Raw genomic sequence first — 14,120 nt, forward strand, 5'->3', positions numbered from 1 at the left:
ACGAACACCAACCACCCTCGGCTCCACCGTCTGCGGCGGCCCCGGGCTTCCCGCTCTCCGCGCCAGCCGCCGGGCGAGTTGCGTGTCCGGAGTCGGAGCGCCAGCGGAGCGACGGACGCGCGCCCAGGCGGCGGCGCGTGCGGCCCGTGTCGGGCCGCCTTGATTGTGTATCGAAACTGCGGTCTAGATTGCGCTGCCGTGCTCGGCATACACGGACACGCCGTTATTGCGTGCTGCGATGGCGGTGCGGATTCTGCGGGCGAGCCGGGGTGGGCTGTGCTCTTCCAAGGACTCTGCGCTGACGTAGCGCCACTCGGTCAGTTCACCGTCCGCGAAGCGGATGTCGCGCTCCTGCTCTGCACCGAGTGAGCCGCCGTCGAAGATGAAGAGGAGCTTGTCACCTTCATGTTCGACGGGTGCCCAGTCCACGACCAGCATCGGTCCAACTACCAGGGTGAGGCCCAGTTCCTCTTGGATTTCGCGTATGCAGGCGGCTCGGGGTGACTCGCCGGGTTCGACGTAACCACCGGGGATGTCCCAGTGTTTTTTGTAGCTGGGGCGCACCAGGAGCACGTGGCCTTCGTCGTTGAAGAAGAGGGCGCCGGCGGCGACGCGTGGGGTTGCCATGGGTGGCATCTCGTTGGTCGTCACCAGGGCAGCCTAGATGGACTGGGTTCAGTCGAGCACCTTGAGTCGCTGGGCCAGGCCGACCAGTTCGGCTGAGGGCTTGCCGCGCTGCCGTCGAATCCAGGTCAGGGCGAGTTGGCGGCTGAGGAAGTGGTGCCGGACCTGCTCGGGTGCCATCTGTTCGGCGTCGAGGATGACGGCCTGGGCGTCGTCGACGCGGTTCCACGAGCTGTAGGCGCGGGCGACTTCGAGAGCGTGGCGTACCCGGCGTTCCATCGGTAGGCCGGCGGTGTCGACGCGCGGGCCGAGGTCGATGGCGACTTGTAGGTCGCCGAGTTCGGCGGCGGTGGCGACGCGGTGGATGGCGACGTTCGTGGGGCCGAACGCGGTCCAGAGGTGGTTGGCGTCGGCTCCGAGTTGGCCGGCGGCGTGGTCGGCGGTGGCGAGGAAGGTGCGGGTGGTGGTGGCGTCGTTGGAGCGGGCGGCGGCCATCGCGCCGGACAGGAACAGCGTCCCGTAGACGGAGAGCAGCGCTGGTGTGGCGTGCTTGAGGTGGGGCTCAAGGTAGCCGGCGGCGTCTTCGGTGAGGCGTACCGCTTCGGCGTAGCGCCCGGTGGCGTGCAGGGCGTGTCCGACGGAGCGGAACAGGGACCCGGTGACGAGTGGGTCACCTGTGGGTCGGACGGCGGTCAGGCCGCGGTCGGCGGCGATCCAGGCGAGCTCGCTTTCGCCGAGCTTGGTGAGTTGGGTGGCGGCGAGTTGGTACGCCAAGCCGAGGAGCCGACGAGCCTGGTCCTGGTCGTCGCCGTTGTGGTGGTCGGCGGCGGCCTGGGCGCGGTGTAGCAGCTCGGGCAGGCGGCTGGTGACGTACCCGAATCGGGAGTCCTGGTAGGCATCCCAGAGCGCGCCCACCTCTTTCCTGAGCACGGCGACGCTCGTCGGCTCGGTGTCCGTGCCGCTGACGAAGGGGCCGAGGGCGCGGTAGTCCATGAGGGCGGCGCGGAGGGCGGGGACGGTCGTTGTGCCGCTGTCGTCAGTCCAGTCGAGTAACCCCGGTTCGCCGAGTAGGTCGCCGAGGGAGACGTCCAGGACTTCGGCGAGGGACTTGATGACGGAGAGTCGGTCCAGCTCGATCCGGTTGTTTTCGATCTTGCCCAGCCAGTCGGCGGTCCGGCCGATGAGTCCAGCTAGGACCTCCTGGGACAGGCCGCGTCGGTAGCGGTACCAGGCGACGCGTTCGCCGATGGTCAGGTTGTTGGTTCTTCCGCGCACTGGTCCACCGTCTCCCCTCGGTCGGCTGCGACCCCGGAAGGATTTTCCGGGTAGCTGGGCAGTTTGTGCCACAACCTGTCTGCATGACGGGGCTGAACGCATCGACCAACTGTCAATCCTGCTCGGGTGCGGGGTGGAAGTACACCCTCGCCCGCACCGCCGTACGGGCAATCGGGCGTGGCGCAGAGCGGACCCGCGCCGTGGCGCGTCGGTCATGCCTGGACTGCGCGGGATCCGGTCGCGCGTCGAGCTGCTGAGGCTGGCCCGGGGTGGGTGCTGGTGTAGGACCTCGACCCGAACGACGGTCCGTGAATGGCCCGCCCGCCCCGGTGCCTCGCACCGTCACGCCGCCTCGGCCGGGTGTCCCTGTTCCAGGTGACCTGGTGCTGATCGACGGTCGGGCGTCGGTGCAGTTCGGCGGTGACCGGGCGCTGTGGCTGCGGGTCACCTCGGTCTGCGACAAGCCGACGTATCACGGCTGGGTGTGGCTGACCGGATATTCCATCAACCTGGCCACCGGTGAAGCACTGGCCCGGCGGGAGGTCTTCGCTCAGATCGCCGGTCTTCAGATCCAGCGGCCTACCACTGAGAACGCGCCGCCTCGCAGCAACGCGGCGTCAAAGACGAGGAGACGCGGTGTTTGACGTTCGGGTACGGCTCGGAGCGGTGCTGGACATCGACGCGACCGATCGCCTTCTGCCGTCAGACGGGCCGGTGCGGTTGTGGGTTACCGGGGTGCGGCTGGTGGTCAACCGCCCTCCACAGGACGAATGGATCTGGGTTGAGGGCATCAGGCTCTCCCCGTCGGGCCGTCGCGGCCCTCAAGCGCAGATTCTGGTACGGGCGAGCAAGCTTCCACCGCAAGGCCCGGTCCCGTGAGCGTCTACGTGTCGGGCGCGGTACGCGATCGACGGCGGGCTTTTGCACGTCGCCCAGGTGGCCGTGGAGACCCACGGCGGGGTTGTGCTGCGGGCGTACCCGAAGAGTCGGGCTGGCGTGCGGGCGGTGCCGATGCCGCCGTTCCTTGTCGACGAGCTGCGCCAGCAGGGCGGCCCCACCTCGCCGGACGGCCGCGCGCTGGTCTTCGCCGACCGGGACGGCGGGCCGCAGCGGCGGTCGAACTTCCGTCGGCGGGTATGGCTGCCGTCGTTGGTGCGGGCCGGGTTGCTCGGCCGGGTCACCGAGGTAGCGCCGGGCCGGTGGATGGCGACGTGGCCGGACCGGGACGGCCGGGAGCAGCGGGCGGAGTTCCGACGGAAGCTGCGGCGGTGGCGCACGCGGCGGCCTCGGCGGTCGGCGGACTGCGGTTCCACGACCTTCGGCACTCGTACATTACCTGGCTGGTGACGGACGGCGTACCGGTGAACGTGGTGCAGCGGGTGGTCGGGCACGAGAAGGCGTCGACGACGCTGGACCGGTACACGCACACGCCCGAGGACTACGCCGACCGGGTCCGGCTGACCTTCGCTGACGATTCGCTGACTTTCCGCCCGTCGCCTCGACCGGCGGACCCGGGAGGCACGCCTTCACCTGGCCGGAAGCGCTCCCGGGAAAGGGACGACCCCCGTCGGGGGGAGACGGGGGTCGTCGATGGTTCGGCTCCGGGGGGGTCGAGCCGAACCACTCAGCGGTCACGGGGGGTGCAACCGCCGAGGGTCTGTCTGTTTTCGTGGATGTGAAAGCTCGTCGTACCGACAAGTCTGCCTGAGCGCGCCCGTCACGTCGAGTGGTGCCGTCTCCACTCAGTGCGAAAATATCCTCGCGCAGTGTGAGCGTGATCACGCGGAGCGGAGATGGCGGTGCCGGCCCGCAGGTCTGAGGGGTGGCGTGACCCCGGGCACCCGCCGACGATAGACCATCGGGCTAGACTTTCGCGCCGTGGGCCGAAGTGCCGCTTTCTTCGATCTGGACAAGACCGTCATCGCCAAGTCGAGCGCCTTGGCGTTCGGTAGGCCGTTCTACCGGGACGGGCTGATCACCCGGCGTGACGTGGTCAAGTCGGCGTACGCGCAGCTGATGTTCCGGCTGGGCGGCACCGACGAGCAGACCATGGCCCGAACACGGGACTATCTGGCTGCGCTCTGCAAGGGCTGGCAGGTGGAGCAGGTCCGTCAGATCGTCGCGGAGACGCTGCACGAGCTGATCAACCCTTACGTGTACGCCGAGGCTGCCGCGTTGATCGTGGAGCATCAGGCTGCCGGTCGGGACGTGGTGCTGGTGTCCGCGTCGGGCGAGGAGATGGTCCGGCCGATTGGTGAGCTGCTCGGGGTGACCGACGTGATCGCCACCCGGATGACGGTGCGCGACGGCCGGTACAGCGGCGAGGTGGAGTTCTACGCGGCGGGTCCGAGCAAGGTCGAGGCGGTCACGGAGCTGGCCGCCCTGCGGGACTACGACCTTGCCGACTCGTACGCCTACTCCGACTCGTACAGCGATCGTCCGTTGTTGGAGTGCGTGGGGCACCCGAGTGTGGTGAACCCGGATCGGCAGTTGCGGCGGCTGGCGTCGGAGAACGCGTGGCCGGTGTTGGAGTTCCGGCACCCGATCCCGCTGGGCCGCCGGCTGCGGGAGCGGCCTGCCGTCCCGGTGGCCGCGGCGGCTCTGGGTGTCGGCGTGGGCGTGGCCATCGGCATCGCCTGGTACGGCAGGCACCGGCGCACCCGCGCCGCCACCACGGCCTGACACCCACTCCCGGGTCGGAGCCACGCCCCGATGATCGGCGCCGCTGACCGGCGCGGGGTCAGGCGGCGGCGAGGATCTCGTCGCCGATGGCGGTGAGCTGGTCGGCGCCGACCTCGACGGCGGCCATGTAGTGGCGCAGCCAGGAGCGCAGGCCGTCGGGGGTGCCGGTGGCGAAGGCGCCGGCAGAGCCGACGTACTCCGGTTCGCGGTCGCGGTGACCGACGTCGACGGCGAGCAGGCCACGCGGGTCGAGGCCGCTGGAGAGCAGCACCAGGCGGGCGGCGCCGCGGGCCACCACGCCGGACGGGCCGGCGAACGGGCGCAGGTTGAGCAGTTCCCCGTGTACGACGGCGGCGAGCACCAGCGGGGAGACCTTCGTGCCGCCGGCGACCAGCCCGGCGAGCCCGTCGAGTCGGGCGGCGACCACCGGGTCGGCCACCGGGCGGCCCAGTTCGGCCTCCGGCACGATGTCGCGGGCGGCGAGGACGTGCAGTTTGGCGAGGGCCTGCCGGGGTGCCCGGGGCCAGAGTTCGCTCAGCCCGGGCAGCGCACCGGCGACCCGTAACGCCCCCTGGAGTACGGGGTCGGTCACGGTGCCGGCCCGGACCTCTTCGCGCTCGTGCACGGCCCCTTCGAGGGCGGCGCTGGCCACCGCCGAGCGCAGACTGACCTCGGCCGCGACCTGTCCGCCGTTGCGGCGCAGCGCACGGTGCCCGAGCGCCTGGTCGAAGCGCTCGCGGGCCTGGTCGACGGCGGATGCGATGTCGGCGAGCGCGAGCAGCGGGGCGAGCGGATCGGTGGTCACCCCGCCCACGCTAGCGACCCGGCCCGGCGTGGCGGGTCGCACCCGCCCGCATCGCGACCCGGACCACCCGGCCCGGGGCGAGGCCGATCAAGGCGTACCCGCCGGGTCCGGGCACTGACGGGCCGCCGGGCGCGCGCCGGTGGCCGCTCGGCGCGACGGAGTGGGCAGCGCTCGCCGGCCGGGGACGCCACGACTACCCTCATCCGCAGCGAGACGCAGGTCACCACCCCGAGGACGAGGAGTCACGGCATGAGCGAGGCATTGGCAAATCTGCTGAACGAGACGCGCCAGTTCCCCCCGCCAGCCGAACTCGCCGCGCACGCCAACGTCACAGTCGACGCGTACGCCGAGGCGCAGAGCGACAGGCTCGCGTTCTGGGCGAAGCAGGCCGACCGGCTGGCCTGGTCGAAGAAGTGGGACGAGGTCCTCGACTGGTCGAATCCGCCGTTCGCGAAGTGGTTCGTCGGCGGGCAGCTCAATGTGGCGTACAACTGCCTGGACCGGCATGTCGAGGCGGGCCTCGGTGACAAGGTCGCGATCCACTGGGAGGGCGAGCCGGGTGACACCCGCACCATCACGTACGCGGATCTGCACGAGCTGACCTGCCGCGCGGCGAACGCGCTCACCGACCTGGGGGTGACGGCCGGCGACCGGGTGGCGATCTACCTGCCGATGATCCCGGAGGCGGCGGTGGCCATGCTGGCGTGCGCCCGGATCGGCGCGGCGCACAGTGTGGTCTTCGGTGGTTTCTCCGCCGACTCGCTGAGCAACCGCATCCAGGACGCCAGCGCCAAGGTCGTCATCACCGCCGACGGCGGTTACCGGCGTGGCAAGCCGTCGGCGTTGAAGCCGACGGTGGACGAGGCGGTGGCGAGCTGCCCGTCGATCGAGCACGTGCTCGTGGTCCGCCGCACCGGCGAGGAGGTCGCCTGGTCGGAGAAGGACCACTGGTGGCACGAGACTGTGGAGACCGCGTCGGCCGAGCACACCGCGCAGCCGTTCGACGCCGAGCACCCGCTGTTCATCCTGTACACCAGCGGCACCACGGCCCGGCCGAAGGGCATCCTGCACACCACTGGCGGCTACCTCACGCAGGCGTCGTACACCACGCACGCGGTCTTCGACCTGAAGCCGGAGACGGACGTCTACTGGTGCACCGCCGACATCGGCTGGGTCACCGGGCACTCCTACATCGTGTACGGCCCGCTCTCCAACGGCGCCACCCAGGTGATGTACGAGGGCACCCCGGACACGCCGCACAAGGGCCGGTTCTGGGAGATCGTCGACAGGTACAAGGTGAGCATCCTCTACACGGCTCCCACCCTGATCCGGACGATGATGAAGTGGGGCGAGGACATCCCGGCCGGCTTCGACCTGTCGTCGCTGCGCCTGCTGGGCAGCGTCGGCGAGCCGATCAACCCCGAGGCGTGGATGTGGTACAGGCAGCACGTCGGCCGGGGTGAGCTGCCCATCGTGGACACCTGGTGGCAGACCGAGACGGGCTCGATCATGATCTCCCCCCTGCCCGGCGTGACGGCGGCGAAGCCGGGTTCGGCGATGACGCCGCTGCCGGGCATCGTGGCCGACGTGGTGGACGACCAGGGCCAGTCGGTGCCGAACGGCGGTGGCGGTTACCTGGTGCTGCGTGAGCCCTGGCCGTCGATGCTGCGCACGATCTGGGGTGACGACAACCGGTTCATCGAGACGTACTGGTCGCGGTTCGAGGGCATGTACTTCGCCGGGGACGGCGCGAAGAAGGACGACGACGGGCACATCTGGCTGCTCGGCCGGGTGGACGACGTGATGCTGGTGTCCGGGCACAACATCTCGACGACCGAGGTGGAGTCGGCGCTGGTGTCGCACCCGTCGGTGGCCGAGGCGGCGGTGGTCGGCGCGACGGACCCGACTACCGGTCAGGCGATCGTCGCGTTCGCCATCCCGCGCGGCAGCACGGACATCGCCGGCGAGGCAGGTGAGCAGCTCATCTCTGACCTGCGCAACCACGTGGCGAAGACACTCGGCCCGATCGCCAAGCCGCGGCAGATCATGCTGGTGCCGGAGCTGCCGAAGACCCGTTCCGGCAAGATCATGCGCCGGTTGCTGCGGGACGTGGCCGAGAACCGGTCGCTCGGCGACGTGACCACGTTGCAGGATTCGTCGGTGATGGATCTGATCTCTTCCGGGATGAGCGGCGCCAAGTCCGACGAGGACTGACGGCAGGCGTACCCCCGGCGGGGGTGGCGGTCCGGACGGACCGTCACCCGTCGTCGTTTGTGGAGGTACGACCGGAAGCGCTCCCAGCTAATCTCGGACATCGACTGTCCAGGCAAGGACGCGCAGATAACGCATCGATCACGATCCCGCCGTTTGGCTTGTTTCTCATTTAGTTTCACGCGCGTCAGGTGTTGTCGATGCGCCCTCACCGCGTCTCGGGACCGCCGACGTCCTCAGCCCATGCCGAGAACGGAGTGGCATGAACAAGAACTCCCATCCGGGGTCGCGCCGACGACTACTCGTCGCGCTACCCGCCATCGCCCTCGCGGCCACCACACTGACCGTGGGTGGCAGCGCGGCGGCCCAGTCGGCGTCCGGCACCCCCCGGGCGGTGATCGGCGCCGACGAGTACTACATCAACTACGCCGAGCCCGAGGTGCAGCCCGACAGCACCGGCCGCGAGGTGAAGGGCAAGGGCGGCGTGTACGCGCCCGCCGGCGACGCGGCCCGCGCATTCGACCGCAAGCACGCCCGGGGCAACCCGGTCACCGCCAAGCAGCTGGCGAAGATCGAGGCCAAGTCGATCCAGACCGGCAAGAACCCCCGCAAGATCAAGCAGGCGCCGACCACGCAGACGGCGAAGCTGCTGACGCTGCTTGTCGAGTTCAACGACAAGGCCAACGACGACTTCACGAACGTGATGGTCCCGAAGACCGTGTTCGAGGACCGCACCTGCGTGCCGGGCACCGTGCAGAACGGGCCGAAGCACAACAAGATCCCGGACCCGGGCCGGCTGCCGCACGAGGACAACAACTCGATGTGGGTGCCGGACTTCTCGCCGTCGCACTACAACAAGATGCTGTACAGCAAGAAGGGCATCACCGAGCGGGTCCGCACGGACCTCAGGGGCCCGGACGGCAAGAAGGGCATCGACATCTCGGGCCGCACCATGCACAACATGTACCTGGAGATGTCCAAGAACGCGTACACGGTGGACGGGCAGGCCAGCCCGTGGATCACCGTGCCGCACTCGGAGGGCTGGTACGCGGCCAACCGCTGCACCCAGGACGAGAACGGCAACTGGGTTCCCGGCCGGGAGCAGTCGATGAACGGCCACCCGGACAACCCGGCCGGTGCGGGCCGGCTGGCGGGCGACGCCATCGAGGCGCTCGCCGCGAAGGACCCGAACTTCCCGTGGGCCGACTACGACATCGAGGACCAGGCCGACCGCGACGGTGACGGCAACCTCTTCGAGCCGGACGGCGTGATCGACCACCTCGTGCTGGTGCACGCCGGGCAGGGCAAGTCGCGCGGCGGCGGCGACCAGGGCGTGTACGCCGTCTGGGCGCACTCCTCCTCGGTGCCGGGTGGCTACACCATCCCCGGCACCAACCTGAAGGTGTCGAACTACATCGTGCAGCCGGAGGACGCCGGCGTCGGCGTCTTCGCCCACGAGTTCGGCCACGACCTGGGCCTGCCGGACCTCTACGACACCTCCGGCAACGCCGACTCCGACGTGGACTTCTGGGACCTGATGGCCTCGGGCTCGCACTCCGGTGAGATCTTCCAGGCGCTGCCGACCCACATGGGCATCTGGGACAAGTGGGTGCTCGGCTGGGCCGACCCGCTGACCATCCGCCCCGGCTCGAACCCGCGTGAGGTCAAGCTCGGCCAGACCTCGCGTACGCCTATCGACTCCGAGGACGGCATCAAGGTCGACCTGCCGGACAAGATCACGACCCTTGCCACGCCGCACAGCGGCACCAAGATGTGGCACAGCAACAACGACCAGAGCTGGGCGGACGTCAAGCTGAGCCGCTCGGTCGACGTGCCGTCGGCGGCCGACGCCAAGTTCTGGATGTGGAACAACTACATCATCGAGGAGGACTGGGACTACGGCTTCCTCGAACTGTCCACCGATGGCGGCACGACCTGGACCGAGCAGAAGGTCTACGCCGAGGACGGCACCGTGGTCACCACCCCGGACAACTACGGTGACCCGAACGGCCGGATGAACGACTTCGGCGGCAAGAAGTACGGCCTGACCGGCAGCACCGACGGCTGGCGTCACGACTACGTCGACCTGTCGGCGTACGCCGGGACGACCGTCCAGGTCCGGCTGCGTCTCGCCACCGACGAGGCGTTCGAGGAGCGCAACTGGTTCGTCGACGACTTCTCGGTCACCGGCGGCGGCGCCACCACCTGGAGCGACGACGTCGAGGGCGGCGACAACGGCTGGACCGCCACCGGCGGCACCTTCGTCGACACCACCGGCGCGGGCTGGAAGGTCTCCGGCGGCGTCGAGACCCACGCGCACTACTACCTGGCCGAGTGGCGCAACTTCGACGGCTTCGACAAGGGCCTGAAGTACGCGTACGACACGATCTACTCCCACGAGGCGTGGAAGGTGGACCGGATCTCGTACAACGCGCCTGGCATGCTGGTCTGGTACCGGGACACCGCGCTCGGCGACGTCAACCACGTCACCGGTCAGATGACCGCGCTGCCCAGCTACGGCGCGAAGGGTGGGCTCCTGATCGTGGACTCGCACTTCGACCCGTACCGGCGCACCGGCGAGGCGGCAGTGAAGGACCCGTCGGTGACGGACAACCTGCCCAGCCGTCCGCAGTCGGCGAACGCGGCCTTCGGCCTCCAGAAGACGTACCCCTTCACGGAGTGCCTGGAGGCGGCGGACGAGCCGTACAGCGAGTACTGCACGAAGTTCAAGGCGCAGAAGCCGGTGAAGGCCTTCACCGACGCCAAGGGCTGGTACCCGGGCATCGAGATGCGGGACGGGGCTCCCTACGCCCGCGACAACGACGCCTCGGTGGTGCTCCCGTCGCGGAACAACGCGCCGTACACCACCCGGGTGACCAACCCGGACGGTAGCCCGGCGCCGGAGTTCTACGGCGTGACGCTTGGCGGCGGCGCGATCGTCCTGGGCACCGGTAACCCCGGTGACGCGGGCGTGAACTTCGGCGTCTCGCTGACGGTGAAGAAGGCCGCGAAGGACAACTCGTCAGCCACGATCTTCGTCACCCCGGCGAAGAAGTGACGGTTTCCCGCTTGGGTGACTGACAACAGCGGTATCGGTGGGGCCGGTGGGCGGAGACGCCCCCGGCCCCACTGTCGTACGGTCGATCAAATTGATCGAAAATCGTCGCTGCAAAGACGTTCGGACGAGCCGGGCTGGCCAGCGTGGCTGATGAAGCGCGGGTGTGTGACGGAGAAAAGCACCGCGAACAAAATCTTGCAACAAATCGACGCGTGCATCTTCCCACCCGTCCCAGCAGTGTCTATGTTCACCATTGGTCCCACTCGTGGGATCGATCTCCCACCGGCCTGTACCCCCGTTGGGCCGGTTCCCTCACACCGGAGGTACCACGTGCGCAAAGTCGCAGTGGGTCTGATCGGGCTCTCACTGACGGCGACGGGTCTTGCATTCGGCCCGTCCGCCTCGGCGGCGCCTCAGCCCAAACTGCCGGCAGCAGCACCGGCCGCTGCCGAACCGCAGGCGCTGAAGGACGAGCTGCCCGACAAGCTCGAAGAGAAGCGTCGCGAGCTGCGGGAGCAGGGGCTCAGCGACGTGCTGAGCGGTCGCAGCAAGCCGATCGAGCGCAACGGAAGCAAGGTCGTCAAGGTCGGGAAGGTCGGCAAGGCGGGCGGCAACGCCAACGCCCGCACCGCTGGCGCACAGGCCACCCAGGATCAGTACGTCGAGCTTGAGCGTGAGCAGACCGACAAGATCTTCGTGATCCTTGCCGAGTTCGGCAACGAGCGGCACCCGTCCTACCCGGACAAGGACATCAACCCGGACATCGCCGGGCCGTCGACGTTCGAGGGGCCGCTGCACAACAAGATCCCGCAGCCCAACCGGGCCGTGGACAACTCCACCGTCTGGCAGCCGGACTTCAGCCCGGAGCACTTCCGCCAGATCTACTTCGGCACCAACCCGGGCGACGAGTCGCTGAAGCAGTACTACGAGGCCCAGTCCTCCGGCCGGTACACGGTCGAGGGTCAGGTCACCGACTGGGTGAAGGTCCGGTACAACGAGGCCCGCTACGGCCGCTCCGACGACCCGATCCCGGACCCGAAGCCCGGCGAGCCGGCGGACCCCCGGGACGACCGGGCCGTCTGCACCGGCAACGTCTGCTCGAACACCTGGAACCTGGTCGCCGACGCCGCCAACCAGTGGGTCGCCGACCAGAAGGCCAAGGGCCGTACGGAAGCCCAGATCGCCGAGGAGATGCGGTCCTACGACCAGTGGGACCGGTTCGACTACGACGGTGACGGCGACTTCAACGAGTCGGACGGCTACATCGACCACTTCCAGATCGTCCACTCCGGCGGCGACCAGGCCGACGGTGACCCGCAGCAGGGTGAGGACGCCATCTGGAGTCACCGCTGGTCGGCATTCAACAGTTCGCCGGTCGGCCCGCCCAACAACCAGAACGGCGGAACCCAGATCGGCAACACCGGGGTCTGGATCCGCGACTACACGATCCAGCCGGAGAACGGCGGCCGCAGCGTCTTCTACCACGAGTACGGCCACGACCTGGGTCTGCCGGACGACTACGGACCGGCCGACAACAACAACGAGCACTGGACCCTGATGGCCCAGAGCCGGCTCGGTGCCAAGAACGACCCGGCCGTCGGCGACCGCGGTGGCGACCTCGGTGCCTGGAACAAGCTCCAGCTCGGCTGGCTCGACTACGAGGTAGTGGTCGCGGGGCAGAAGCGGACGCTGCCGCTCGGTCCGCAGGAGTACAACTCGGACAAGGCCCAGGCCGCCGTGGTGGTGCTTCCCCAGCGGGAGTACACGTTCAACTACGGCGCACCGTTCGAAGGATCGAAGCAGTACTTCTCCGGTAACGAGGACAACCTCGACAGCAGCATGACGAGGACGTTCGACCTCACCGGCAAGTCGTCGGCCTCGATGTCCCTCAAGGGCAAGTACGCCATCGAAGAGGAGTACGACTACCTCTACTTCGAGGCCTCGACGGACGGCGGCAAGACCTGGGTCGACCTGAACGGCACGGTCAACGGTCAGCCGATCGGCGTGGACGGCGCGGGCCGCCCGGCCCTCGACGGCACCAGCAACGGCGCCTGGGCGGACATCAACATCCCGCTGACCTCGCTCGTCGGCAAGGTGGCGCAGGTCCGCCTGCACTACGTCACCGACGGTGGTGTCTCCGAGGGTGGTTTCTTCGGTGACGCGATCACGGTGACCGCCGACGGTCAGACGGTGTTCACCGACGGTGCCGAGAGCGCCGACGCGGGCTGGACCTTCGACAAGTTCCAGGTGGTCGGACCGACCTACACCCGGCTGTTCGACAACTACTACATCGCCGGCAACCGGTCGTACGTCTCGTACGACAAGTACCTGAAGACGGGCCCGTACTTCTTCGGCTACGCGAACACCCGCCCGGACTACGTGGACCACTACGCGTACCAGGAGGGCCTGCTCATCTCGTACTGGAACACCCGCTGGTCGGACAACAACACCGCACCGGCGTCGGCGACGAACCCGGGTGGTCACCCGGGTGAGGGTCGTAACCTGTACATCGACGCGCACCCGCGCCCGATCTACAACCTGACCGGCGCTCCGTGGCGGGCCCGCGTCCAGGTCTACGACGCTCCGTTCAGCCTCAAGAAGGCCGACTCGTTCACCCTGCACCTCAACAGCCAGCCGCAGTACATCCGCGGTCAGGCCGCCGAGCCGCTGTTCGACGACACCGAGAAGTACTTCTACGAGGAGCTGCCGAACCACGGCGTCAAGCTCCCCGCGACCGGTGTCAAGATCAAGGTTCTGGAGCAGGACGGCACCTCGATGAAGATCCGGATCAGCTGACCACTGATCCCGCACCACCAAGCGACGCCCGGGCAGTTCATCTGCCCGGGCGTCGCCCCTTGTCCGGCCGGGAACCGTTCGACCTGCTGGAACGTCCCACCACCGTGCCCCTCACCACCCGCGTCACAGTCCTCGCCGCGCTCCTCCTGCTGCCCCTGACCGCCTGCGGCGAGCCGCAGGCCAGCGACAGCGCCTCCTCGGCCTCCAGCGCTCCGACGCCGACCGAGCCCGTCCCGACCGAGCCCGTCCCGACAGTCGCCGCCCCGACCGGATCCCCCTTCACGGTGCCTCCGCCCGGGCGCACCGCCCCACCGCCCCTGTCCCGCACCGTCCGGCCGAGCCTCCCCGCCGCGCCCAAGCCACCCAAGCCGACGGGCCCGACCGACAAGCGAGCGTCCGACCTGGTCTCCGGCCACATCACCAGGGGCGGATCAGGCCCCTGCTACGGGCTCGTCTCCGAGGACGGCATCGAGTACGCGGTGCACGGCACCGGCTTCGGCAAGCTGACCGAGGGCAGCTTCGTCACCCTCCGGGTCATCTCCCGATCCTCCGAGGTCGACTGCGGCCCGGGCGTCCGCGTCAGCATCGTCATCAGGTGACCCGCCGGCCCCACTGCCGTGCCGGTAGGGGACAACCCGGGATTCTCCCTGTCCACCGCGACCACCAGGG

Annotated in this window: 11 protein-coding genes; 8 read left to right on the top strand and 3 right to left on the bottom strand. The window is 69.0% G+C overall.

Features of this window, described 5'->3' with window-relative positions:
• Positions 1–183: 183 nt before the first annotated feature.
• Positions 184–651: an NUDIX domain-containing protein gene (locus ACFY1S_RS12630; protein ID WP_387116289.1), complete on the bottom strand. Its 468-nt coding sequence runs from the start codon at positions 649–651 to the stop codon at positions 184–186.
• 24 nt (positions 652–675) lie between these two features.
• On the bottom strand, positions 676–1,899 hold the full coding sequence (locus ACFY1S_RS12635) for a helix-turn-helix domain-containing protein (RefSeq protein WP_387116292.1): 1,224 nt from the start codon (positions 1,897–1,899) through the stop codon (positions 676–678).
• A 383-nt stretch (positions 1,900–2,282) separates the two neighbouring features.
• Here ACFY1S_RS12635 and ACFY1S_RS12640 point away from each other — a divergent pair, with 383 nt between their 5' ends.
• The 4 genes from ACFY1S_RS12640 to ACFY1S_RS12655 all read left to right on the top strand — a co-directional run bounded on the left by ACFY1S_RS12640 (position 2,283) and on the right by ACFY1S_RS12655 (position 4,581).
• Entirely contained in the window at positions 2,283–2,543 is a 261-nt protein-coding gene (locus tag ACFY1S_RS12640) for a hypothetical protein (RefSeq protein ID WP_387116295.1), read from the top strand.
• A gap of 292 nt (positions 2,544–2,835) precedes the next feature.
• Positions 2,836–3,246: a hypothetical protein gene (locus tag ACFY1S_RS12645; RefSeq protein ID WP_387116298.1), complete on the top strand. Its 411-nt coding sequence runs from the start codon at positions 2,836–2,838 to the stop codon at positions 3,244–3,246.
• Positions 3,243–3,578 carry a hypothetical protein gene (locus tag ACFY1S_RS12650; RefSeq protein ID WP_387116301.1) on the top strand — a complete coding sequence of 112 codons (336 nt, stop codon included), beginning with the start codon at positions 3,243–3,245 and terminating at the stop codon, positions 3,576–3,578. Before ACFY1S_RS12645 ends, ACFY1S_RS12650 begins: the two co-directional genes overlap by 4 nt.
• Positions 3,579–3,777: 199 nt before the next feature.
• On the top strand, positions 3,778–4,581 hold the full coding sequence (locus tag ACFY1S_RS12655; RefSeq protein ID WP_387116304.1) for an HAD family hydrolase: 804 nt from the start codon (positions 3,778–3,780) through the stop codon (positions 4,579–4,581).
• Between the two features lie 58 nt (positions 4,582–4,639).
• Here the strand turns inward: ACFY1S_RS12655 and ACFY1S_RS12660 are convergent, their stop codons facing one another.
• Complete coding sequence (locus ACFY1S_RS12660) at positions 4,640–5,386, bottom strand: oxidoreductase (RefSeq protein WP_387116307.1); 747 nt, start codon at positions 5,384–5,386, stop codon at positions 4,640–4,642.
• 249 nt (positions 5,387–5,635) lie between these two features.
• Here ACFY1S_RS12660 and acs point away from each other — a divergent pair, with 249 nt between their 5' ends.
• From acs to ACFY1S_RS12680, 4 genes are all read left to right on the top strand, one after another.
• Positions 5,636–7,600 (top strand): acetate--CoA ligase, encoded by a 1,965-nt coding sequence (gene acs / locus ACFY1S_RS12665; RefSeq protein WP_387116310.1) that lies wholly within the window; start codon positions 5,636–5,638, stop codon positions 7,598–7,600.
• A 259-nt stretch (positions 7,601–7,859) separates the two neighbouring features.
• Positions 7,860–10,655, top strand: a complete 2,796-nt coding sequence (locus ACFY1S_RS12670) for an immune inhibitor A domain-containing protein (RefSeq protein ID WP_387116313.1) — start codon at positions 7,860–7,862, stop codon at positions 10,653–10,655.
• A 345-nt stretch (positions 10,656–11,000) separates the two neighbouring features.
• Positions 11,001–13,451 (top strand): immune inhibitor A domain-containing protein, encoded by a 2,451-nt coding sequence (locus tag ACFY1S_RS12675; protein WP_387117627.1) that lies wholly within the window; start codon positions 11,001–11,003, stop codon positions 13,449–13,451.
• Positions 13,452–13,510: 59 nt separating this feature from the next.
• Positions 13,511–14,050 (top strand): hypothetical protein, encoded by a 540-nt coding sequence (locus tag ACFY1S_RS12680; RefSeq protein ID WP_387116317.1) that lies wholly within the window; start codon positions 13,511–13,513, stop codon positions 14,048–14,050.
• Positions 14,051–14,120: the final 70 nt, after the last annotated feature.

It is taken from the genome of Micromonospora sp. NPDC000663 (genome assembly GCF_042898105.1).
GTDB lineage: Bacteria > Actinomycetota > Actinomycetes > Mycobacteriales > Micromonosporaceae > Micromonospora.

What these genes read in the sequence shown, in the direction of transcription:
- acs (WP_387116310.1), top strand. Translation starts at nt 5,636, where the DNA reads ATGAGCGAGGCATTGGCAAATCTGCTGAACGAGACGCGCCAGTTCCCC.
- ACFY1S_RS12670 (WP_387116313.1), top strand. Translation starts at nt 7,860, where the DNA reads ATGAACAAGAACTCCCATCCGGGGTCGCGCCGACGACTACTCGTCGCG.